The 20,274-nt window shown below is 58.9% G+C and carries 20 protein-coding genes; 10 read left to right on the forward strand and 10 right to left on the reverse strand.

Annotated features, from left to right (window positions below):
* Window positions 1-68: 68 nt before the first annotated feature.
* From trxA to CLV41_RS07055, 3 genes are all read left to right on the forward strand, one after another.
* Window positions 69-1,064, forward strand: coding sequence for a thioredoxin (trxA, locus tag CLV41_RS07045; RefSeq protein WP_103221626.1), 996 nt, complete (start codon window positions 69-71; stop codon window positions 1,062-1,064).
* 100 nt (window positions 1,065-1,164) lie between these two features.
* The gene (locus CLV41_RS07050) at window positions 1,165-1,842 is read left to right on the forward strand and encodes an LON peptidase substrate-binding domain-containing protein (protein ID WP_103221627.1); all 678 of its coding nucleotides are present in this window, start codon (window positions 1,165-1,167) and stop codon (window positions 1,840-1,842) included.
* Window positions 1,843-1,921: 79 nt separating this feature from the next.
* Window positions 1,922-2,113 carry a Trm112 family protein gene (locus tag CLV41_RS07055; RefSeq protein ID WP_068408002.1) on the forward strand — a complete coding sequence of 64 codons (192 nt, stop codon included), beginning with the start codon at window positions 1,922-1,924 and terminating at the stop codon, window positions 2,111-2,113.
* 77 nt (window positions 2,114-2,190) lie between these two features.
* Here CLV41_RS07055 and CLV41_RS07060 read toward each other — a convergent pair whose 3' ends face one another.
* The gene (locus CLV41_RS07060) at window positions 2,191-2,487 is read right to left on the reverse strand and encodes a YggT family protein (RefSeq protein WP_103221628.1); all 297 of its coding nucleotides are present in this window, start codon (window positions 2,485-2,487) and stop codon (window positions 2,191-2,193) included.
* A 216-nt stretch (window positions 2,488-2,703) separates the two neighbouring features.
* On the opposite strand from CLV41_RS07060, the gene CLV41_RS07065 reads away from it, so the two are divergent.
* Window positions 2,704-3,519 (forward strand): MipA/OmpV family protein, encoded by an 816-nt coding sequence (locus CLV41_RS07065; protein WP_208987358.1) that lies wholly within the window; start codon window positions 2,704-2,706, stop codon window positions 3,517-3,519.
* A 320-nt stretch (window positions 3,520-3,839) separates the two neighbouring features.
* On the opposite strand, the gene CLV41_RS07070 is transcribed toward CLV41_RS07065, so the two are convergent.
* The 4 genes from CLV41_RS07070 to CLV41_RS07085 all read right to left on the reverse strand — a co-directional run bounded on the left by CLV41_RS07070 (window position 3,840) and on the right by CLV41_RS07085 (window position 8,110).
* Window positions 3,840-4,685: a pentapeptide repeat-containing protein gene (locus CLV41_RS07070; RefSeq protein WP_103221629.1), complete on the reverse strand. Its 846-nt coding sequence runs from the start codon at window positions 4,683-4,685 to the stop codon at window positions 3,840-3,842.
* A gap of 554 nt (window positions 4,686-5,239) precedes the next feature.
* Window positions 5,240-6,253, reverse strand: a complete 1,014-nt coding sequence (locus CLV41_RS07075; RefSeq protein ID WP_103221630.1) for a patatin-like phospholipase family protein — start codon at window positions 6,251-6,253, stop codon at window positions 5,240-5,242.
* 50 nt (window positions 6,254-6,303) lie between these two features.
* Window positions 6,304-7,086 (reverse strand): 3-hydroxybutyrate dehydrogenase, encoded by a 783-nt coding sequence (locus CLV41_RS07080; RefSeq protein WP_103221631.1) that lies wholly within the window; start codon window positions 7,084-7,086, stop codon window positions 6,304-6,306.
* A gap of 136 nt (window positions 7,087-7,222) precedes the next feature.
* On the reverse strand, window positions 7,223-8,110 hold the full coding sequence (locus CLV41_RS07085; protein ID WP_103221632.1) for a 4-hydroxy-3-methylbut-2-en-1-yl diphosphate synthase: 888 nt from the start codon (window positions 8,108-8,110) through the stop codon (window positions 7,223-7,225).
* Window positions 8,111-8,378: 268 nt separating this feature from the next.
* Here CLV41_RS07085 and ispG point away from each other — a divergent pair, with 268 nt between their 5' ends.
* From ispG to CLV41_RS07110, 5 genes are all read left to right on the forward strand, one after another.
* Complete coding sequence (gene ispG, locus CLV41_RS07090; protein ID WP_103221633.1) at window positions 8,379-9,638, forward strand: flavodoxin-dependent (E)-4-hydroxy-3-methylbut-2-enyl-diphosphate synthase; 1,260 nt, start codon at window positions 8,379-8,381, stop codon at window positions 9,636-9,638.
* Between the two features lie 21 nt (window positions 9,639-9,659).
* Window positions 9,660-10,562: a pyridoxal kinase gene (gene pdxY / locus CLV41_RS07095; protein WP_103221634.1), complete on the forward strand. Its 903-nt coding sequence runs from the start codon at window positions 9,660-9,662 to the stop codon at window positions 10,560-10,562.
* Entirely contained in the window at window positions 10,555-11,292 is a 738-nt protein-coding gene (locus CLV41_RS07100) for a DUF429 domain-containing protein (RefSeq protein WP_103221635.1), read from the forward strand. Before pdxY ends, CLV41_RS07100 begins: the two co-directional genes overlap by 8 nt.
* Before the next feature lie 331 nt (window positions 11,293-11,623).
* The gene (locus CLV41_RS07105) at window positions 11,624-12,397 is read left to right on the forward strand and encodes a DUF2092 domain-containing protein (RefSeq protein ID WP_103221636.1); all 774 of its coding nucleotides are present in this window, start codon (window positions 11,624-11,626) and stop codon (window positions 12,395-12,397) included.
* Between the two features lie 19 nt (window positions 12,398-12,416).
* On the forward strand, window positions 12,417-12,908 hold the full coding sequence (locus CLV41_RS07110) for a DUF6515 family protein (RefSeq protein WP_103221637.1): 492 nt from the start codon (window positions 12,417-12,419) through the stop codon (window positions 12,906-12,908).
* Window positions 12,909-13,004: 96 nt separating this feature from the next.
* Here CLV41_RS07110 and CLV41_RS07115 read toward each other — a convergent pair whose 3' ends face one another.
* Window positions 13,005-13,283, reverse strand: coding sequence for a hypothetical protein (locus CLV41_RS07115; protein WP_146048529.1), 279 nt, complete (start codon window positions 13,281-13,283; stop codon window positions 13,005-13,007).
* 25 nt (window positions 13,284-13,308) lie between these two features.
* On the opposite strand from CLV41_RS07115, the gene CLV41_RS07120 reads away from it, so the two are divergent.
* Window positions 13,309-13,509 (forward strand): hypothetical protein, encoded by a 201-nt coding sequence (locus tag CLV41_RS07120; protein ID WP_103221639.1) that lies wholly within the window; start codon window positions 13,309-13,311, stop codon window positions 13,507-13,509.
* Between the two features lie 62 nt (window positions 13,510-13,571).
* Here the strand turns inward: CLV41_RS07120 and CLV41_RS07125 are convergent, their stop codons facing one another.
* From CLV41_RS07125 to acnA, 4 genes are all read right to left on the reverse strand, one after another.
* Window positions 13,572-15,119 carry a DUF2235 domain-containing protein gene (locus CLV41_RS07125; protein ID WP_103221640.1) on the reverse strand — a complete coding sequence of 516 codons (1,548 nt, stop codon included), beginning with the start codon at window positions 15,117-15,119 and terminating at the stop codon, window positions 13,572-13,574.
* Window positions 15,120-15,228: 109 nt separating this feature from the next.
* Window positions 15,229-15,825: a hypothetical protein gene (locus CLV41_RS07130; protein ID WP_103221641.1), complete on the reverse strand. Its 597-nt coding sequence runs from the start codon at window positions 15,823-15,825 to the stop codon at window positions 15,229-15,231.
* 392 nt (window positions 15,826-16,217) lie between these two features.
* Window positions 16,218-17,267: a peptidoglycan-binding domain-containing protein gene (locus CLV41_RS27485; RefSeq protein ID WP_146048530.1), complete on the reverse strand. Its 1,050-nt coding sequence runs from the start codon at window positions 17,265-17,267 to the stop codon at window positions 16,218-16,220.
* Between the two features lie 124 nt (window positions 17,268-17,391).
* The gene (gene acnA, locus CLV41_RS07140; RefSeq protein ID WP_103221643.1) at window positions 17,392-20,067 is read right to left on the reverse strand and encodes an aconitate hydratase AcnA; all 2,676 of its coding nucleotides are present in this window, start codon (window positions 20,065-20,067) and stop codon (window positions 17,392-17,394) included.
* Window positions 20,068-20,274: the final 207 nt, after the last annotated feature.

Genomic DNA, 20,274 nt, shown 5'->3' on the forward strand with positions numbered 1-20,274 from the left:
ACCCTTGAACGGTTACCACTTGAGGTCCGGGCGCGGCAGACGCGGATCGAAGAAAACGAGGCGGACAGATGAGCAACGGCAATTACACCATGGGCGGCCAGATCGGCGGCGGTTTCGGTGGCAGCATGGGCGGCGGCTACGGGGGACAGACGGACGGACAGGGCGGCTCCGGCGGCGGCGGCGCTCCCGCTGGCGGCGACCTTGTTTTCGACGTCACCACGGAGACCTTCATGGCGGACGTCATGGAAGCCTCCCGTCATCAGGTCGTGCTGGTGGACTTCTGGGCGCCCTGGTGCGGCCCCTGCAAGCAGTTGACGCCGATCATCGAGGCCGAGGTGAAGGCCGCCGGCGGCAGGGTCAAGCTTGCCAAGATGAATATCGACGACCATCCCGAGATCCCCGGCCAGATGGGCATCCAGTCCATTCCGGCGGTTGTCGCCTTCAAGGATGGCCAGCCGGTCGACGGTTTCATGGGCGCGCAGCAGGAAAGCCAGGTCAAGGCTTTCATCGAGAAGGTCGCCGGCCCGGCCCCCGTGAACCAGGCGGACGTGCATCTTGAACAGGCGGAAGAACTGCTCGCCGCCGGGGACTTCGCCCAGGCCGCCCAGCACTTCGGGGCCGTCATGCAGATGGACCCGGACAACGCCAGGGCCATCGCGGGCCTCGCCCAGTGTTATCTGGCCGCCGGCGAGCCGGAGCGCGCCAAACAGGCCCTCGAACTCGTGCCGGAGGAAAAGCGCTCCGAGGAAGCTTATATCGCCGCGAAGACGGCGCTGGATCTGGCCGAACAGGCAGCGTCTCTCGGCGATCTTGCCGACCTTCAGGACCGGATCGAAAAAGATCCGCTCGATCTTCAGGCCCGGTTCGATCTGGCCCTGGGGCTGAACGGCAAGGGCGACAAGAACGGCGCCGTCGACCAGCTCATCGAGATTGTCCGCCGTGACAGGGAATGGAACGAGGACGGTGCGCGCGCGCAGCTTCTGCAGTTCTTCGAAGCCTGGGGCTTCAAGGACCCGGCAAGCGCCTATGGACGGCGCAAGCTTTCCGCGGTGCTGTTTTCTTGACGATTGCCGATCAAGACACACATTAGGTCATGGAAGGTCCGGCTCACCCGGCGGTGCCCAGGGTCCGGGTCCTTGTAAAGACAACAAAGAAGGCGGGGATATGCAGGCGGGAAATGCCATTTACGAAACCATCGCGGATCTGCCGCCGATCCTGCCCGTATTTCCCTTGTCCGGTGCCCTGCTTCTCCCCAGGACCCAGTTGCCGCTGAACATTTTTGAACAGCGCTATATCGACATGGTGGATGCGGCTCTGGGGGGCAACAGGCTGATCGGCATGGTGCAGCCTTCGCCGGACCGCGATACCGACGATCCGGACAACCCGGTGCTGGCAAGCGTCGGCTGCGTCGGCCGCCTGACGAGCTTTCAGGAGACCGGCGATGGCCGATATCTGATCACCCTTCAGGGCATCACCCGCTTCGCTCTTGGCAAGGAGAAGAGTTCCTACTCCGGGTTCCGTCAGGTGGAATGCGACTTCGCGCCCTTCGCGAACGATCTTAAATGCGGCGAAGGCGAAGAGGACGTCGACCGGCATGGCCTTTTGAAGACCTTGCGCGCCTATCTGGACTCCAACAACCTGGAAGCCGACTGGAGCAGCGTTTCGGAAGCCGAAACGGAAGTTCTGGTGAACGCGCTTTGCATGATGTGCCCGTACGGACCCCAGGAAAAACAGGCCCTTCTGGAAGCCCGCGACCTGAAAACCCGCGCCGAAACGCTTATCGCCATCACCGAGATGGATCTCGCCAAATCCCAGAACGATGGCGGAACGACATTGCAGTAAGCCTCAAGGCATCCTGCCGCGATGCGGTTTCGCAACAAGGCAGGATACAGTGAGGACAAAGGACAGAAAGACCGATCCCATGACCGAACCCGCGGAACGCCCCGTTGACCGGAAGCTTCTTGAACTCCTTGTCTGCCCGCTTACGAAGTCGACGCTGGAATATGACGCACAGAAGCAGGAACTGGTTTCCCGCTCCGCCAGGCTCGCTTATCCGATCCGCAACGGCATCCCCATCATGCTGCCGGACGAGGCCCGCAAGCTGGAAGACTAAAGCGCTTTTCGTACAAAGAACGTGAAAAGCCCGGACCAGATGGCCCGGGCTTTTTTCATGCGGGAAGTTTCAGGACATCAGTATCCGGCGAACAGCGGCATCACGTTGATGATGATGATCTGGCGGATGAAAATGATGAGCAGCAGCAGGATCACCGGGGAAATATCGACGCCGCCCAGATCCGGCAGGAACCGGCGGATGGGCCGAAGGGCGGGCTCGGTCAGATTGTAAAGGACACGGCCGATGGCGTTGATGACCTGATTGTTCGAATTGACAATATTAAAGGCAAAGAGCCACGAGAAGATCGCAGAGGCAATGATCACGTAGGTGTAGAGTTCCAGTGCGATAAGAATGACGTTGAAAAGGGCTGTCATGGTCTCGTCCGTTGCCGTTCAGGATCTGTCTTGATCCTCATGTAGCCGCAAGACGGAAAAGCTGCAAGGCGCGGCATCTTTTAACGTGGATTTGTTTGCCGCGCGGCTTCGCTGAAAGAGGCCGCAGATGCGCAAATGCAACAGTTCCACACAACCTTGATTCCTTAGGCTTTCTATAACCCCCACTCGTGCTATCTTTCGCCCAACGAGTTTCCAATGGATGTGATCAGAATGATGAAGCTGTTGTCGCGCGCCGCACTGGCCCTTTCCTTGACTGCCATCTCCGGGGCTGCCCTGGCTGAAAGCGGCCAGCTCTCCACACAGGATGCAAGCAAGCAGTTTGTGGTCGATCTCGGCATTGGCGCAATCGTCAAACCGCGTTACGAAGCCGCGGACAGCTATCTGGTCTACCCCTTCCCGATTATCTCGGTGGGACGGTTCTACCTTCCGGTTTTCGGCCAGGTGACCGACGGCGCGCGCAGGACCGGTCCTTTTTTGTATCCGGCCTTCAATTTCATCGGCGAACGCAAGGCCAGCGACAGCGCGGATCTGCGGGGAACCAAAACCGTCGACTGGGCGCTTGAGCTCGGGCTTGGCGGCGGGTATCGCACCCAGCACTTCCGCGCCTTCGCGGAATTGCGTCAGGGGATCAACGGCCATACCGGCCAGGTCGGGCAGCTCGGCCTCGACGGCATCATCTATCCGCATGAAAAATGGGAAGTCAGCTTCGGTCCGCGCGCCGATTTTGCTTCCGAGGAATACATGGACACCTATTTCGGCGTCAGCGCTTCCGAAGCCGCCAATAGCGGTGGACGCCTGACCGCCTACAGCCCCAGCGCCGGTTTCAAGAGCCTCGGCGTGGCGGCCCGCGCCAGCTACGACTGGAACGACGATGTCCGCCTTCACCTTCAGGGGGGCTACGATCGTCTGGTCGGCGACGCCGCGAACAGCCCGATTGCCGAAGGCGGCAGCAAGGACCAGTTCAGTGTCGGCGTCGGTGTCAGCTACCGCTTCGCCTTCGACCTGTTCTAGAACGCGTCGCGTTTAAGCGGATTCATGGATTCATGGTTTCAGGAGGACCGCCCGAGGCAGCGTTTGCATTGCAAATGCGTTCGGGCGATTTCCTGAATTCAATTTAACGCGATACGCTTCAGGCCGCGCTTTTCCGCAAATGTTCTGAGAGCTTCCGGACAAAGGTCAACAGGTTCGGTCAGCGAAGGCGTTTGACAATTTCTCGGGTATAGCGGTTTGCACGCCCCCTCTCTGAGAGAGGAAGCGGGATATTGCCGGGCTTCGGCGCCAAATCGACCGCGGCAGAACCGCGCCTCAATTCACGTCAGGTGCCGCAGCTTTCAATACGTGCATTCAATCAGCTCTATGCCGCTTGGAAGTTTGGTGGTTGCGTCGCCGCAGGCGCCCAGGATCCGGCTTGGGTCCAGGTTTTTAGCGCCCGTCAGATCGGCCCCCGGCAGACGGGTCCGGCGCAACAGGGCGCCGTCAAAATCGACGCCGGTCAGGTTTGCGCCGGTCAGATCGGAACTGACCAGCCGGACACCGGAAAAATCCGCCCCTGAGAAGTCCGCATTGTGCGCGCTGATGCGGTCGAGTTTTGCCTGGCGGAGACGAGCGTTCTGCAAATTCGCCCCGCCCAGATCGACACGCTCAAGATTGATACCATCCATTTTCGCGTCCTTGAACGACGCTCCAAGCGCGACGGAACGGACCAGAGTGACATTCCTGAGGTCCGCCCCGTCGAAATTCGCGCCCGAAACGTTGCTGGAATTCATGTCCGATTCTCTCAGGTCGACTTCCTGAAAATTGGCGTTCGTCAGATTGGCCTTTTCCAGATCGACGGACCGCATGCTGGCATTTGAGAAATCGGCTCCGGAGAAGTCCGCGCGCTCCGCCTCCGTCCGCCGGAAATCAGCATAGCGGAAATCCGCGTTCGGAAGCGCCACTTCCTTCAGGTCCACTTCGCGCAGGATCGCCCGGTTAAAATTGGCTTTCTCAAGAGACAGCCCCCGGAGCTCGGCAAGTTCAAGATCGCAGCGCGGGCATCCCCCTTGAGCCGTGATCTCCGCGATGCGCGTTTCGTCGCTCGCAGCCATGGCCTCGACCGCAACGGCGCTCATCGAACCGGCCACGACCGTCAGCGCACCGAGGCAACTTGCCAGAAACCGGCTCATCCTGTCGCTCATCGCAAATCCCTTTTCCCGTAAGCTGAAAACAACGGCCTGCCTTCATTTGATTGTGCGTCGAAAGCAGAAAGTTGACCGATCCTAAAGAGTCTAGAACACCTTGCCTGCGTTCGCATGAACACAGGCAAGGTGTTCTAGAAATAGGTCGCCAAGACGGCAATTTAAGAACAGTTACCATCCGAAAAATCGAATTTATATGAAAAAGACATGAGGTCTGTCGCGGAAATTGCGGGTCAGGGCGAATTCCGGTGAGCGGAACCTGCCGGATCGTCGCGGGAGGGAAGAAGCGGGCGGGGTCGCATTTGCCCGCTTCTTCCGTCCATCTTTCGCTGACGACGCACTACCTGACAATCAGCGTGCCAATCCAATCGCAAAAGCCTTGCCAAATTGTTTTTTCCCGAAAATACCCAGATCTGGTTTTATCAGGCGCGCAATGCACAACATGCTGATTTCGTTTGAGAATGCTCCTCCACCCTGCCTCGCATTCTGCAACGCTACCTGCGAACGTGGCTAAGAGAAAGTTAACACCGCCGCTCCCGGCGGGCTGCGCCGGCTCACGAATACTCGGCCTGCAGGTCTATCGTAGAGCGTTTGCCGATATCGTCGTAGTGACGGTCAAGCCATTCGCGGGCGGTCTTGCGGCCGATGTCGCGCAACTCGGTCAGGAAGGACCATTCGGCATTCAGCTTCGACGAGGCCTGGAGCGGTTTCAGTTCAACCGCGGAAATCCGGTGCATATGCACCTTCATGTAGTCCTCCGGCGACAGTTTCCCTTCTTCGATCAGGCGTGTCACAAAGTTGATGGCCCTGAGTTCCCGCAGAAGGGTCGAATTGAAACTGATCTCGTTGACACGGTTGAGGATTTCCCGCGCGCTCTTGGGCACCTCCCGCCGCTCCACCGGATTGATCTGGATCAGCACCACATCCGGTGTTCCGGTCTCGTAAAACAGCGGATAAAGCGGTGGATTGCCCATGTAACCACCGTCCCAATAGGGTTCGCCGTCAATTTCCACCGCCTGATAGAGATGCGGCAGGCAGGCGGAGGCCATCACCGCATCCAGCGTCACTTCCTTGTGGGTGAAGATCCTGATCTTGCCGGTGAACACGTTGGTCGCGGAAACGAACAGCTTCACCGCATCGCAATTATGAACCCTGTCGAAGTCGACGATATTCGCCACCACGTCGCGCAGGGGATTGACGTTGAACGGGTTGAGTTCATAGGGCGAGGCAAACCGCGACATCACGTCGAAATAAAGATAGCTCGGAGAAAAATCGAGGCTCCACTGGCCAAGGAGGACATCCAGGGGAGAGCGCTGGATCGGACTGAACTGGGCCTGCCTGCTGACCTCGTACCAGAAATTTTCCAGGCTTTCCCGCGCACCCGCCTCGCCGCCGGCCTCCATGCCGCTGACCAGAACAACCGCATTCATCGCGCCTGCGGATGTTCCGGTAATCGCATCTATGACAAACCGGTTGTCTTCCAGAAACCAGTCCAGAACACCCCAGGTAAACGCGCCATGCGCACCGCCGCCCTGAAGGGCGAGGTTTATCTTTTTGGGTGCTGCCACCGCGGCCTCCTTGTGCCCTCTTCAAAAGGACCTCGAATTACCAGGAACCTTTATTGCGCGGTCCATCCGCCGTCGATCGGCAGGATAGAGCCGGTGATCGAAGAGGCGGTGTCGGAGCACAGGAACACCGCATACCCGGCGACCTGTTCGATGGTCACGAACTTCTTTGTCGGCTGGGCGGCCAGCATCACGTCTTTCTTGACCTCTTCCTCGGTCATGTCGCGCGCCTTCATCGTGTCGGGGATCTGCGCTTCCACGAGCGGCGTCCAGACATAGCCGGGGCAAATCGCGTTCACGGTGATCCCCTGTTCGGCAACTTCCAGCGCGACCGTTTTCGTCAGGCCGGCGATGCCGTGTTTGGCGGCGACATAGGCGGATTTGAAGGGCGAAGCGACGAGTGCATGCGCGGAAGCGGTGTTGATGACCCTGCCCCAACCCTTCTTTTTCATGCCCGGAAGGGCGGCCCGGATGCCGTGAAAGGCCGACGTCAGGTTGATCGCGATGATCGCGTCCCACTTTTCGACCGGAAACTCGTCCACCGGTGAGACGAACTGAATGCCGGCATTGTTGACCAGGATATCGACCGACCCGAATTCCTTTTCCGCGTCGGAAATCATGCCGGCGATCTCGTCACCCTTCAGCATGTTGGCGGGAGAATACACGCAGCGGACACCGAAATCGGCCTCGATGGCAGCGCGTGTCCGTTCGATTTCATCCGCATCGCCCAGGCCGTTGATAACGACATTGGCGCCTTTTTCGGCAAAGGCACGGGCGCAGCCAAGGCCGATTCCCGAAGTGGATCCGGTTACAACGGCAGTTTTATTGGAAAGCATGAGGGAACTCCCGAGGATTGATAAATTTTCCGGTGCATCATTCCACCAGTTAGTGTCGCACCGCAACATAGCAATGACAAAAGCGACAAGCACGCCACCGCCCTGAAGCCTGTCGCGCTTCGGGATGAATGGATTTCTACCGGCGGCGCAGACGCCGGACACCGTCGAGCGCCTTGCGGGCTCGGGCGCTTGCGGCGGTCTTCTGTTCATCCGCCTTGGTGTAATCGGCGGGCTTCAGGCCGAGCCGGCCGGCGAAACGTTCCCGGATAAGCCCGTAGAAAGTCGCGTGGAAACTGGCGAATACCCAGACCAGGATCAGCATCGTTCCCATTGGAAACACCGCAGAGCGGATCTGCTGCCAAAGCACGCTCGCAGGCATCAGCCCGTCGCTGATGCCCAGCAGCAACGCCCAGGCAAACACCAGAAACCCGGCGAGCAGGCTCATGACCAGGGCGGAAAACGCCATGGCCCAGCCGAGCCCGGACGTTGCCCGCCAGCTTTCCTTCAAGGTGAGCGGGTCGTCGAGCGCCGCGGCCGGAAGGATGACCGAGAACCGCTGAACCACCATCAATGCGATGAAGGGCGCCAGAAAGAAAAGCAGCAGGCCCACGCCCGCCGTCACGGCGGCAAGAAGCAGCGCGACAATCGCCAGAGGTATGAGCGACAGGAGGCCAATCAGGGCAAGAATGATCTGGTTGAGGATCACCCGGGCGGTGCGCCCGCCGAACGTGAGCGGAAAGTCCCCTGCGTCGATCAGGATCCTGCGGACATAGGCGATGGCGATCGAAAAGCCGACCAGCAGATTGGCGGCCGCCGCCAGCAGACGCAGTGCGCCCTCATCAACGGCCGCCACCGGTTCGGTCATGTAGGACACTGTCTTGAACCCGCTTTCCGGCATCAGGACACCGCCGATGGCGAAATTGAGGGCAATGAGCAACACGATATAGGCCCAACCGGTGCGCAACAGCGTGCCCATATTGTGTTGTGCCAGAGAAAGGGACCTTTCCAGGACCGTGATGAACATGAGCTGTCCTCAGGGGGTTTGACCGAGCTTGCGGCAGGATACCGGTTTTGCCGGACCGCGCCAGCACCGCATCGGGCATTTTCCGCTCGCGCGCACCTGGCCTGACGCTCCGCCTGTCTCCTGACGAAAAACAGCCGCATTCACCAGGTACGGACCGTCCCCATTGCCCTTTTTCGCCTCACCCCCTAATCATGCGCTGGAAAAGCGGACCGAGTTCCCTCATGTATGTGTCCATGAGCTCAATCCCAATGACCCTTTGGTTCCTGTCATGATCGACGACTTCGCAAAAGCCTTGCCCCGCCGCAAATCGATTGGCGTGATGGTTGGCAATGTTCTGGTTGGCGGCGGCGCGCCGGTTGCCGTGCAATCGATGACCAACACCGACACCGCCGACGCCGATGCAACCGTTGCCCAGGTTTCGGCGCTCGCCCGGGCCGGTTCGGAAATCGTGCGCATCACCGTCGACCGGCCGGAAGCCGCGGCCCAGGTGCCGCGCATCCGCGAGCGGCTGGACCGCCTCGGCATCGATGTGCCGCTGGTCGGCGATTTTCATTATATCGGCCACAAGCTTCTGAGCGACTATCCCGATTGCGCCACGGCTCTCGACAAATACCGGATCAATCCGGGCAATGTCGGCTTCAAGGCCAAGCGCGACACGCAGTTCTCCCAGATCATCGAGATTGCCCTGAAACACGACAAGCCGGTCCGCATCGGCGTCAATTGGGGGTCGCTCGACCAGGAACTGCTGACAAAGCTGATGGACCAGAACGCGGAAAGCGCCAGGCCGGTTTCGGCCGCCGCCGTGATGCGTGAGGCGATCATCCAGTCCGGCATCCTGTCCGCCGAACGCGCCGAAGCCCTCGGCATGGGCCGCGACAAGATCATCCTGTCCGCCAAGGTCAGCCAGGTTCAGGACCTGATCGCCGTCTATGCCGACCTTGCCCGCCGCTGCGACTACGCGCTTCATCTCGGCCTGACGGAAGCCGGCATGGGCAGCAAGGGCATTGTTTCCTCGGCCGCCTCCATGGGCATCCTGCTGCAGCAGGGCATCGGAGACACGATCCGCGTGTCGCTGACGCCGGAGCCGGGCGGCGACCGCACCCGCGAGGTGCAGGTCGCGCAGGAACTGCTGCAGGTGATGGGCTTCCGCGCCTTCGTGCCGGTCGTCGCCGCCTGCCCCGGCTGCGGGCGCACCACATCGACAGTGTTCCAGGAATTGGCGTCCGACATCGAGGACCATATCCGCGTTTCCATGCCGAAGTGGCGCGAAGAGTATCCCGGCGTCGAAAGCCTCAATGTCGCGGTGATGGGCTGCATCGTCAACGGACCGGGTGAATCCAAACACGCCGATATCGGCATTTCACTGCCCGGCACCGGCGAAACCCCCTCCGCGCCGGTTTTCGTGGATGGCGAGAAGGTCACCACGCTGCGCGGCTCCGGCATCGCGGGTGAATTCAAGAAAATGGTGCTGGACTACATTGAAAAGCGCTACGGCACCGGCAGCAAATCCTCTTCCGACGCCGCCTGACCCTCCAGAAAGTAGCCGACGATGACGCAACCGCCGGGAGCCCCCGTGCCGCAGAAAAAGCCGATCCTTGTCATCACCTCGCAAGTCGTGCGTGGCGGCATCAGCGGTCGCGGGCTGACCTTCGCGCTGGAGCGGATCGGTCACGACGTCTGGTTCCTGCCAACCATTCTGCTGCCCTGGCACCCGGGCCAGGGCAGCGGCACGCGGATCGTCCCGCCGTCCGATGCTTTTGCCGCGATTGCGCGGGATCTTGCCGCCTCGCCCGGACTTGGCGAACTCGGCGCGGTCATCTCCGGTTATCTCGGCAATGCTGAGCAGGCCGAAGCCATTGAAGGCATCGTGAAGGCGGTCAGAAAGGCCAATCCGCAGGCAGTCTATCTCTGCGATCCGGTCATCGGCGATTATTCTCCAGCCGGGGGCAGCGGGCTTTATGTGCCCGAGGCGACCGCCGAGGCCATACGGGACCGGTTGATCCCGCTGGCGGATATCGTCACGCCCAATTGTTTCGAGCTCGGCTGGCTGACCGGACGGGAGATCGAGAGCGAGCTGCAGGCGCTGGCCGCCGCGCGCCATCTCGGCAACGAGCGCGTCCTGGTCACCTCCTCACCGGCGCTCCGCCGCAATGCCATTGCCAACCTGCTCGCCGGGCCGCGCGGCGCCGTCGCCGCGGAACATGCCGTCATCACCGATCCTCCCAAGGGAACCGGCGATCTGATTGCCGGGCTGTTTCTTGCTAATCTGCTCGCCGGACAGGACGACGAGAAAGCGCTCAAGCACGCCTCCGCTTCCGTTTTCGAACTGGTTGCCAGAAGCGTCAAGAAGGGCGCCGACGAGTTGCTCTTCGCCGAGGAACAGCAATCGGTCGTCCGGGCCATGGCGCTTGTGACCTCGCGCCGGGTCCTGGAATCCAGGGCCCGTGCCTGACAGCGCCGACCTGTGGGTGGCCGGCGTCGACGGCTGCAAGGCCGGCTGGATCGCCGTTCTGCGCAATCTGAATAACCCTCGGGAGCTGCAGCTCCGGCTGTTCCCGGCTTTCTCCGATCTGCTCGGTGTCGCACCTGTTGCGCGGATCATCGCGGTCGACATGCCCATCGGCCTGCCGGACTGGATCGGCCCCGAGGGCCGCGGCCCGGAAAAAGCGGCAAGAAACCATCTGGGACTGCGGCAGTCCTCTGTCTTCACCGTGCCTTCGCGCGCCGCCGTCTACGAGGACGATTACCCGGCCGCCTGTGAAACGGCGCAGAAGACGTCGCAACCGCCCAAAAAAGTCTCCAAACAGTGCTTTCATCTTTTTCCGAAGATCCGCGAGATCGACGCCCTGATGACGGCGGAGCTTGAAGCCCGCGTCTACGAGGTCCACCCGGAACTCGCCTTCTGGAGGCTGAACGGAAAGCGGGAAATGAGCCTGCCGAAAAAAATCAAGAGCCGCCCCAATCCGGAAGGTCTCGATCAGCGCCGCGATCTGATGGTGTCGAAAGGCCTAGACCGGGCTTTCCTGGATCAAAAGCCGCCGCGCGGCTGTGGCCGCGACGATCTCCTGGACGCAGCCGCCAACAGCCTGATCGCGGAGCGGATTTTCCTTGGACAGGCGGAACCGTTTCCGAAAGACTATCGGCGAGACGAGCGCGGACTAAGGATGGCGATCTGGGCCTGAAGCGCCGGACCGGACCGAAAATCCGGCACTGCATCAAGTCGACACAAGACTCGCAAAAGCTACAGGGTGTTATTCGGATGGTGGCGGGTTCCGGCCGTCCGCAAAGTTCAGATGACATATTTCACCGGAGCATCCTGCGTACGGAACGCAAATCGGATGTTTCACCACTCCAAGATCAATCAGTTTTCCCCTTGTCATATGCATTTCTTATGAAAACAGACCCTGGAGAGGACACACGTTTTATGCGGCCCAAAGGCATTGCTGATCGAATGTCACGGCGCGACTAGTTTTTCCTGATACATGTAAAGCAAACGTGCTTTTGGAGGTAGGAATGACAAATACCGGAAGGAATGCTTCCGTCCCTGTTCTTGTCGGTCTGTTGGCTGCGCTTGGACAGGCACCCGCTGCAATGGCGGCAGATAGTTCCCATGACGAAGCAACACAAACGGCCATTGCCGCCGTATCCGAAATGGGCAGGCAGCTGCGTGAACTGAAAAGTTTCGGCATCCACGCCGACGTTGCCTATGACGACGTCGTCAGCGACGGAATTCTCGTTCAAAGAAACGAGGAAGTCACGATTTCTGCGCGTGTTCCGGACGGCTTGCGCGCCGAAATTGATGGCGCGGATCTTCATCGCAGCATCACCTACGACGGTCTGACGGTTACGGTCTACGGCGAAACACTCGGTTACTACGCCCAGTTCGAGGCTCCCGCGACAATCCGCGAAACGCTGCAAAAGGCCGCCGAACAGCATGATCTTCAGCTCCCGCTTGCAGACCTGTTCTTTTGGGGAACCGATGAGGATAATCTCGCCGATGTGACGTCTGCCACCATGGTCGGACCTGCGAATATTGGTGGCCGCCTGTGCGACCAGTATGTCTTCGCGCAGGACGATGTGAGCTGGCAGATCTGGATCACGCAAGGAGACAAGAAGCTTCCTTGCAAGCTGGCCATTGTCGACTTGTCACAACCTGCCAGACCTCAATATTCAGCTGTCATCGACATGACACCTGAAGCGACGTTCGATGCATCGGTCTTCAGTTTTGCCCCGCCGGAGGGGGCTGAAAAGATCAGCATCTACACTGCAAAAACCGCTGACCAATAACCCGGGAGGACAACCGATCATGCGCAAAATCCTGATATCAGCCCTTTCGGCATTCCTGATTTACGGCCTCGTTCCGGCGACGGTCCATCTTGCAAGCACCGACCACGCGGAAGCCCGTGGAGGTGGTCATCGTGGCGGCGGTGGAGGTGGCGGACGCCACACGGTGAACAACCGTGCGGGCGGTGGCGGTGTTCACCGCCAGGTCAACAACACTGTGGTGAACCGGAACAATACCGTGGTGAACCGCAAGAACGTTGACGTAAACATCAACCGGAATACCAACATCAATGTTGACAGCCATTACTATGACAATCGTCACCATCCGGTTGCAACGGCAGCTGCAATTACCGCGGCGGCTGTCGCAGTTGGCACGATCGTCGCGTCGCTACCCTCCGGTTGTTCCCAGGTGGTCGTCAACGGCATTGTCTATCAACAATGCGGCAACGCCTGGTATGCACCGCAATACCAGGGTACGACCGTAAATTACATTGTTGTAAACCCGCCACGCTAAACAAGTGCGGGCGTCGGCAGCCGGACACTGAACCGGCTGCCGACGGGCATTGCCAACTTATGTCGGTCGGTCAGCAGCGTATCTCGTAAACGGATTTCAGGCGTTCATTCGACCTGTGCAGGCATCCCATAGGCCGAATGCATCTGTTCCTGCGTGCCGGTTATGAGGGCGCTGATATACCTCCCGCCCAAGCAAGGGAAAGTCTCCGCCGACACCGTCACCTACAAACTCACCGGCAAGCCGGATGAGACCGTGACCGTAAAGATCGATATGCGCGACGGACCAGGCGCTTTCGGCAGCGACGAGATCTACAACGAGTCCTTCAAGGCGGTTTTCTTGCTCTTCATCATCGCTGTCCTGGTGGAAAGCGATCATCGGCACGATAGCCGGAGATGGCAAGATGACCCCTTTGAAGTCTCTGTTTTTCCCGAACAAATCCCGCTTTCCACCAAGCGGCGGCTATTCAGTGCCGGTGGACGGCCCCTATGTGGTCAAGGTCCAGGCACGCGACCCCGCCAATCCGAAAAAGAAGATCGAAGCCTCTTGGGGCCCGAACCGGATCGGCAAGCGGGCGGTGATCGACCTGAATTTGAAGCTGTAGGAAAGCCCTGAAAACCTCAAGCAGGCGGTCGGGACACCCGGCCGCCTGCTTGAGGAAAGAGGCTACCTGACCCGCTCGACCGTCAGTTTCACGCTGCCGCGGTTATTGCCATAAGCCTGCCAGGCATCGTTGGCGAAGGCATAAAGATATCCGTCCCCTTTCGGGGAAAAGCGCTCGCCTTTGCCGATCAGAATGCTTTCATGGGGGACCGCGTTTCCCGTATCATCCGTACTGATGCCGTTGGCGACGACACCCACGAGCGAAAACCAGGGCAGGTCTCCTTCCCGGCGGGTCAGCCGGAAATCCGTTTGCGGGTTACCGGACAAGGTCTTGAACAGTTTCTCCACCTGCCCCCAGGCGGAAGCGGCCAGGTGAATAACTTCGCCCGCCTGGAATTTTCCGTCCTTCGTGCCCTCCGGGCCGCATTTGATGGTGGCATCAACCCACTGGCCCGACGCCGTGAACAGGTAGTCTTCGTCGGCCTTCAGAAACAGCCCGGTCGCATTCCATTTTTCACGCGCGAAGATATCCAACGTGAGTTTCTGTCCCTTGTCCAGCCGTTGCGTCGGCCAGTAGACGGATTGGGTCAAAGGCGGATTTTTGTGCCGCTTCAGGGCGGAGGAATGAAAAAATGTCTTTGATTTCGGGGCCGTAAGACAGGGCACGCTTCGCGGCCGGGACCTCAGCTTTTTGTAGAAACCGATGACGGAATCATGCAGCACGTCCTGCGGGTCCGGATCGAGCTGGGCCACGGCCGCGGCCCGGAAGACAAGACCGCAAGCCTTTGCCTCTTCGATCATCCACTTCAGAGCGCCGTCTGAAAGCCCCATGCGGGCATAGCCTCCGCCCACGTCGGAATGCGCACCGGGAAACCAGATCTGCCTGACGTCCGTCTCCGCCGCTGCCTTCGTCCACAAGGTTGGAGAAAAGGTCGAACGGGGCTCATCGATTGCGATGGCGTGCCGCGCGAATGCAACGGTGTCACTCAGCTCCGCATCGTGAAAGGAATGCTTCGCAGGGTCGTCGAAGAGGTTCAGCAGCGCAAGTTCATCGGGAATGCCGAGGGACCCGACGGTGTCCCACACGCCGAGAAAGTGAACGGGCGTCTTCCCCGCGCCGTCCAGTCCCGGCCCGTTATTGTGAAACGGCAGGTGCCTCAGGCTTCTCCGGTCGTCCTTTTTCCTGCGGTAATTGGCGAAAACTTCGTCCACCCGCGCCCAGACCACTTCGTCGGACAATCCCTCTTCAGTCAAATCGAGCAGACCGCAGGCGGAGATCATTCCCGCCAGGCTTCTGACAGTGTAAGCGCCCCTGCTGAAGCCGAACAGGAAGAGGGCGTCTTCCGGCTGATAGATCCCCGCGAGCCATCTGTAGGCACTCTTGATATTGCGGTCGAGTCCGTCGCCCATGCCGCCGCCAAGAAGCCTTTTCCACCAGCCGCCCTCCGTCCCGACGCCTGCGTGATAATACTTCTCCTGCCTGCCGCCGGAAGCATCGGCTCCGCTGATAGAGGCGTGAATTTTCACCACATTCGTCGGGGCCGGTATACCTTCATCCATATTGTCCGGTGTCGCCCAGGTTCCATCGCAACACACAACTAGATTGACCATGTCCCCGTTCCCGTCTGGATTGTCCGGAGATATAAATTAATCACAGGTTTTACCGGATCACCAAGGACGAATGCGGACACCCGCCGGCAGAGCGCCGGAAAACCCGGGTTCACTCCGGTGCGGGCAACGTCAGTCCGGGTGCCTTTTCGATGACCTGCATCGTCAGCATCTCCAACCCCGGCGCCTTGATGTCATAGGTCGCCTTGACGATGAAACCGTCGCTGCGCCGGACCCAGTAGGTATAGCGGTTCTCCGTGACCATGCCCTGGCTTACGGTGATATCCGCTGCCGCAACGTCAACAACTTCACCACCCAGGTCCGCTTCGCCGCACGCCGCGTTGCGGATGGTTTCGGCATTGGCCAGCTTGCCGGCACGTGCCTTGTCCGCATTCTGGCTGGAATCCATCTCCCTGACCTTCTGCCAGGTCTTGCCCTCGTCCCCGGACTGGTAGAGCACGTTTTGATAGCCCAGCACCCACGGACCGGGCGGAGCGATCGGCACGGTCATGTAATGATCCGAACTGGAATAGAGGAATTCGTTGGTCGAGGGTGGCGCGCCCTTGAACACGGTAGTCGCCACCGTTTTCGTCGGGATGCCCTGGTCGTGTTGCAGGTAGAGTTCGGTGAACCTGTCCTGGCACGGATCCGCAAGTGCGGCCCGTCCGCAAACACCCAGGAAAAGCATTGCCGTAAAAATCGGTTTCATGAAATCCTCCCAAAAATAACAAACTGAAAATGACCGGCAGTATGGAACATTGTTTCCGCGCCGCTGGCAATCCTCGCCGGGACGTTCGACGGACTGACGTGAAACCGGGGGCCCCTGACGAAAAAACGGGCCCCGAAGGGCCCGCTCAAATCATTGACTGACGGAAAGCCCGAACAATCAGATCGTCACCGGGTTCCGGAGCAAATAATGCAGGATGCCTGCCAGCCTTGATGTTTGCCAACACGACTGGACTTCGACGACATCGAAATATTAGAGCGTAGAATATACTCGAAGCGTCAGGAACTTATTTCGCATTTCACTCACTGCGCTCCATTCAACTTATTAAATAAATAATCCTGTAAAAATATCTTTAATTTCACAGTTATTATAGTTCAATTTTCACCAAAGTACTTATAGAATTCTTCCACTGACAACCCAAACGAAGTACTAAATGCTTTCTCCCAACCGACGTAAGGAGTCTCTTGCCAGAATTCAATTATTTTTTTATTCGAACTTCTAGCAACCAATAAGAATCCCGCATAAGAGCTATAATCTCTGAAGTCGCTATCTCCAGAAGATGTCTGATAATAAAGTTCTTTAAGCCTCTCAGTCTTATAGGTTGCTCGGTTTCGAAATCTGGAAACATGATAATCGGCTTCTTTATCTGGGAATATAAATTTGTTTTCCAATGCGATCGCCAGCGCCTCCGTCAACCATTTAGGCCCCCTTGCTTGAACCTGGCGCTCTTCTCCACGGGCTCGAAAGTTACCCACATACTGAGCTTGTATCTCGTGCGCCAGTTCATGCGTAAGCAATCTGCGAACGTCTGTAATTGGAAATCCAGACAACTCTGAAAAACTTATCGCGATCACACCCGCGTATGACTTTCCACAATAAGAATAACCTCGGCACCAATTTGTAAATTCTTTTACAATTTTATAATGCGCGCGCTGCGCTCTCAGTTCGTTACTTGCGAGCTTTGCAGCTTCATCTACATCTGCTGATGCTACTATAGTAATTTGACCTGGAATATTCACTCCCAACTGATTGCCATAGAATTCCAGTACGTCATCTAAAACAGATTTTAACTTACGCACTCCTTCAGGGCTGATCTCATTTCCCAGAACCAGTTTGATGAGTTCACGATCTTCCGTCCATCCCACTTTGTTTGCTCGCGCCAATCCTATAGCGCGACAATAAACAGAGGCATTTGCAGTAGAAATATTCGGAAGGTCTTGAATCGTCGGATATTCCTTTTTCAGCTTTTCAAGCTGATTGGTTGTTTTCCGTCCCAACAGACCATCAATAGGCCCCGGATCATATCCAGCATCTGTCAGTTGTTCTTGAACGCACGAAACGAAACGCTCTGCTCTGGCTGGATCACAAACTATCAAAGCGCTTAAAAAAACCGTCCATGTGACAAACGCATTTAACCTTCGCAAATCTCTACCCTCATAATGCCACCTAGGCAGTCAAATCTTCTGCACCGTAAATACAAATTCGTCTGCTAGCAAACGGGCCCCGAAGGGCCCGCTCAATTCTTCATCTATTCGATCGTCAGAGCAATCAGCTCGTCACAAGGTTGCGCAGCACGTAGTGCAGGATGCCGCCGGCCTTGATGTATTCCAGTTCGTCCAGCGTATCGACGCGGCACAGACACTCGATGGTCTTGGTGGTGCCGTCCTCGTAGGTGACTTCGACATCCATCATCTGGCGCGGCTTGATGTCGGCGATGCCCAGGATGGTTACGCGTTCCTTGCCGGTGATGTTGTGCGACTGCCAGCTCTCGCCCTCCTTGAAGGTGAGCGGGATGACGCCCATGCCGACCAGGTTGGAGCGGTGGATACGCTCGAACGACTGGGCGATCACGGCCCTGACGCCAAGCAGCGTGGTGCCTTTCGCGGCCCAGTCCCGGGAAGATCCCGTGCCGTATTCCTTGCCGGCGAAGACGACCAGCGGAATACCGGCTTCCTGGTATTCCATGCAGGCGTCGTAGATCCACTTCTTCTCGCCGTCCTTCATGGTGACGCCGCCTTCGACACCCGGAACCATCTGGTTCTTGATACGGATGTTGGCGAAGGTGCCGCGCATCATCACCTGGTGGTTGCCGCGGCGGGCGCCATAGGAGTTGAAGTCCTTCTGGGCGACCTGGTGCTCGGCAAGGTAGGTGCCGGCCGGGCTGTCGGCCTTGATGTTACCGGCAGGAGAAATGTGGTCGGTGGTGATACTGTCGAGGAACAGGCCCATGACGGCGGCTCCCTCGATGTCCTGAAGCGGCTTGGGCTCCATGGTCATGCCCTCGAAATAGGGCGGGTTCTGCACATAGGTCGAGGCAGCCGGCCAGCCGTAGGTCATGCCGCCTTCCACCTTGATCGCCTGCCAGTGCTCGTCGCCCTTGAAGACGTCGCCATAACGTTCGCGGAACATTTCCTCGTTGATGGAGGACCGGATCAGATCGGTGATCTCCGCCGTGGTCGGCCAGATGTCCTTCAGATAGACCGGGTTGCCGTCCTGATCGTCGCCAAGGGAATCCTCGGTGATGTTGACGTTCAGGTTACCGGCGATGGCGTAGGCGACGACCAGCGGCGGCGAGGCCAGGTAGTTGGCGCGCACATCCGGGTTCACCCGGCCTTCGAAGTTGCGGTTGCCGGACAGCACCGAGCAGGCGATCATGTCGTTATCGTTGATCGCCTTGGAAATCGCCGGGTCCAGAGGTCCGGAGTTGCCGATACAGGTGGTGCAGCCGTAGCCGGCCAGCGTGAAACCGAGACCGTCGAGATCGTCCTGGACGCCAGCCTTTTCCAGATAGTCTGTCACCACCTGGGAACCCGGTGCCAGCGAGGTTTTCACCCACGGCTTGACCTTGAGACCCTTCTTCAAGGCGTTGCGGGCAACCAGTCCCGCGCCGATCAGCACAGACGGGTTGGAGGTGTTGGTGCAGGAGGTGATCGCAGCGATGACCACATCGCCATGGCCGAGATCGAAGCCCTTGCCTTCCACGGCAATGCGCTTGGACAGCTCGTCCGCTTTCTTGAACTCCTCAGCCATCGTTGTTGCGAAGCCGGCCGCGGCATCGGACAGGTTGATGCGGTCCTGCGGACGCTTCGGTCCGGAGATGGCGGGAACGACCGTGGAGATATCGAGGTCCAGCGTGTCGGTGAAGACCGGCTCCTCGCTGCCCGAACGGAACATGCCCTGAACCTTGGCATATTCCTCGACCAGCGCGACGCGGTCCTTGTCGCGGCCGGTGGCTTGCAGATATTTCAGCGTATCGGCATCGACCGGGAAGAAGCCGCAGGTCGCGCCGTATTCCGGCGCCATGTTGGCGATGGTGGCGGAATCTTCCAGGCTGAGATTGTCGAGGCCCGGTCCGTAGAACTCGACGAACTTGCCGACAACGCCCTTTTTACGCAGCATTTCGACGACGCGCAGCACAAGGTCGGTCGCGGTGATGCCTTCATTCAGCCTGCCGGTCAGTCTGAAACCGACGACTTCCGGGATCAGCATGGAGATCGGCTGGCCGAGCATGGCCGCTTCCGCCTCGATGCCGCCCACACCCCAGCCCAGAACCGCCAGGCCGTTGACCATCGTGGTATGGCTGTCCGTGCCGACCAGCGTGTCGGGATAGGCGAGGGTTTCGCCGTCCTCTTCCTTCGTCCAGACGGTCTGGGCGAGATATTCCAGATTCACCTGGTGGCAGATGCCGGTTCCCGGGGGCACGGCGCGGAAGTTGTCGAACGCGGACTGGCCCCAGCGCAGGAACTCGTAGCGTTCCTGATTGCGCTGGTATTCAAGTTCGACGTTCTTCCTGAAGGCGTCCTGGGTGCCGAAATAGTCGATCATCACCGAGTGGTCAATGACGAGGTCGACCGGCACCAGCGGGTTGACCTTTTTCGGATCGCCGCCGAGCTTCACGGCCGCGTCGCGCATGGCGGCCAGATCGACGACGGCGGGAACGCCGGTGAAGTCCTGCATCAGCACGCGCGCCGGACGGTAGGAAATTTCCTGCGAGGACTTGCGGGTCTTCAGCCACTCGGCGCAGGCAAGAATGTCTTCCTTCTTGACCGTGCGTCCGTCTTCGAAGCGCAGCAGGTTTTCCAGAACGACCTTCAGCGAAAACGGCAGTCTGGAAACGCCTTCCAGGCCGTTCTTCTCTGCTTCCGGAATCGAGAAATAGGTGTAGGTCTTGCCGCCGGCGGTCAGTGTTTTCTTACACTTGAAGCTATCGAGGGACTGGGTCACTGCGCGCGATCTCCTAATGTGTCCGCAGGCCCGGGCCGCGTCCGATCCGGTACCTGGCGTAATCTCTCATCACTCCGGACGCATAACCAAAACGCTCTGCCATCCGAAGCAGTTCCGCGGGGTATGCGATAGAGAGCCTCTCCCTCATTCGCCGCCGCAAGTCGATGCGCCGCCCCTATAGCAATCTTTGGCTGCCTTCACCAGACA

This window comes from Roseibium marinum (assembly GCF_002906165.1).
Lineage (GTDB): Bacteria > Pseudomonadota > Alphaproteobacteria > Rhizobiales > Stappiaceae > Roseibium > Roseibium marinum.

Bases quoted from the DNA above. Each gene is read 5' to 3' on its own strand.
- trxA (WP_103221626.1), top strand. From the start codon at position 69: ATGAGCAACGGCAATTACACCATGGGCGGCCAGATCGGCGGCGGTTTC.
- CLV41_RS07050 (WP_103221627.1), top strand. From the start codon at position 1,165: ATGCAGGCGGGAAATGCCATTTACGAAACCATCGCGGATCTGCCGCCG.
- CLV41_RS07055 (WP_068408002.1), top strand. From the start codon at position 1,922: ATGACCGAACCCGCGGAACGCCCCGTTGACCGGAAGCTTCTTGAACTC.
- CLV41_RS07060 (WP_103221628.1), bottom strand. From the start codon at position 2,487: ATGACAGCCCTTTTCAACGTCATTCTTATCGCACTGGAACTCTACACC.
- CLV41_RS07065 (WP_208987358.1), top strand. From the start codon at position 2,704: ATGGATGTGATCAGAATGATGAAGCTGTTGTCGCGCGCCGCACTGGCC.
- CLV41_RS07070 (WP_103221629.1), bottom strand. From the start codon at position 4,685: ATGAGCGACAGGATGAGCCGGTTTCTGGCAAGTTGCCTCGGTGCGCTG.
- CLV41_RS07080 (WP_103221631.1), bottom strand. From the start codon at position 7,086: ATGCTTTCCAATAAAACTGCCGTTGTAACCGGATCCACTTCGGGAATC.
- CLV41_RS07085 (WP_103221632.1), bottom strand. From the start codon at position 8,110: ATGTTCATCACGGTCCTGGAAAGGTCCCTTTCTCTGGCACAACACAAT.
- ispG (WP_103221633.1), top strand. From the start codon at position 8,379: ATGATCGACGACTTCGCAAAAGCCTTGCCCCGCCGCAAATCGATTGGC.
- pdxY (WP_103221634.1), top strand. From the start codon at position 9,660: ATGACGCAACCGCCGGGAGCCCCCGTGCCGCAGAAAAAGCCGATCCTT.
- CLV41_RS07105 (WP_103221636.1), top strand. From the start codon at position 11,624: ATGACAAATACCGGAAGGAATGCTTCCGTCCCTGTTCTTGTCGGTCTG.
- CLV41_RS07110 (WP_103221637.1), top strand. From the start codon at position 12,417: ATGCGCAAAATCCTGATATCAGCCCTTTCGGCATTCCTGATTTACGGC.
- CLV41_RS07115 (WP_146048529.1), bottom strand. From the start codon at position 13,283: ATGATCGCTTTCCACCAGGACAGCGATGATGAAGAGCAAGAAAACCGC.
- CLV41_RS07120 (WP_103221639.1), top strand. From the start codon at position 13,309: ATGACCCCTTTGAAGTCTCTGTTTTTCCCGAACAAATCCCGCTTTCCA.
- CLV41_RS07125 (WP_103221640.1), bottom strand. From the start codon at position 15,119: ATGGTCAATCTAGTTGTGTGTTGCGATGGAACCTGGGCGACACCGGAC.
- CLV41_RS07130 (WP_103221641.1), bottom strand. From the start codon at position 15,825: ATGAAACCGATTTTTACGGCAATGCTTTTCCTGGGTGTTTGCGGACGG.